At 62.0% G+C, this 1,312-nt stretch carries 1 protein-coding gene; it reads right to left on the bottom strand.

Translation table 11 applies throughout. The annotated features are described in order from the left end of the window. Positions 1-54: 54 nt before the first annotated feature. Positions 55-1,233, bottom strand: coding sequence for an IS481 family transposase (locus GGD63_RS39895; RefSeq protein WP_409334123.1), 1,179 nt, complete (start codon positions 1,231-1,233; stop codon positions 55-57). Between the last annotated feature and the right edge of the window lie 79 nt (positions 1,234-1,312).

Genomic DNA, 1,312 nt, shown 5'->3' with positions numbered 1-1,312 from the left:
TGTCCAGCGGATGGATGGGTAACACAATAGACCGGATCGATAGGTGACAGTCGTTCATGGTTCGGTCCGCTGCGGCGCTGCGCTAGCGCAGCGCCGCAGCTTGCGTGTTTTTTCGTCAATAATGCCGATTGGTACGTCGAAGAAACGCACTTGCCAGTGTCCGTCCTCGACTTCCTCGACGGCAACCGATTCACCGATGAGAGCGCTGCTGACGTGGATGAGCTCGCCTCGCCATTTGATCTCGCCGTTGGAGCGAACCTGGCGGACCGCGGCATCGGCAGGATAATCCGGCTCTGGAAGCCGCCCTGGCATCGCACGAGGGGAAGGCTGATAGGCGCTGGCAGGTGGGCGCTGGCCAAGCGCCTCGTGCGGCCGTTCTTCGTTGTAGTCACGCGCGAAGGCCGTAAAGCGACGCACCTGCGCGGCCTGGCTTGGCGAGGGTGGCTGCATGGCTTCCAGAAGCGTGAAGTGAAAACGCTCATGTCGGCCGTTCTGCTGGGGATGGCCGGGATCGATCCGTTCATGGCGGATGCCAAGCTTGATCCACCATACCGACAGCGCCGTCAGACCGGTCGTCCCGGTCGAGGCGAATGGTGAGCCGTTGTCGGAGCGGATGATCTGCGGCAAGCCGTACTCGCGAAACGCCCGCTCCAGCGGCGGTTGGCACTCGGCATATTGCGTGCTGCCCGTCGCCGCCAGACTGATCAAGTAGCGGCTGAAGCCATCCGTCACCGTGAAGGGTTCAACGCGAGAGCCGTCGCCCAACCGGATCCAGCCCTTGTGATCGAGGGCCCATACATGGTTGGCATGCTGAGGCACCGTCAGTTGCCCCATACGGGGCGGTGCTCGTCGCCGGACCCGACGATTGCTGACCAGTCCAGCCCGTTTGAGAATCTCGCCTGCCGTCGAGGCCGATGGCCAATCGACATCGCCCTGGCGAGCCTCGAGCTTGCTGACAATCTTGCGCGGTCCCCAGCTCGGACGCTCAAGCCGCAATCCTACAATCGCATCCACAATGTGTTGCGGCGTTGTTCGCCCATGCACCCGCGCGGCATGCGAGCGATCCGCAAGCCCTCCAGGTCCTTCCTGCCGGTAACGCTCCAACCATTTGTAACCGGTCTTGCGGCTGATCTCGTACCGCTCGCAAAGCTCCGTCATCGTCCACAAGCCGGTTCGCTGTTCCGAAATGAAGCTAACCCGTTGGTCCATTGCACAGCTCTCTCGCCAAGGCATCGGCTGGTCCTCCCAGCCGACAGAGAACTGTCACCCATCCATCCGGTCTACTGTGTTACCTCTCTATCCGGTCTGGACA

This window comes from Bradyrhizobium sp. cir1, from assembly GCF_014198245.1.
GTDB lineage: Bacteria > Pseudomonadota > Alphaproteobacteria > Rhizobiales > Xanthobacteraceae > Bradyrhizobium.
Note: the sequence above shows the minus strand (reverse complement) of the source record. Positions and strands in the feature narration are given on the sequence as shown.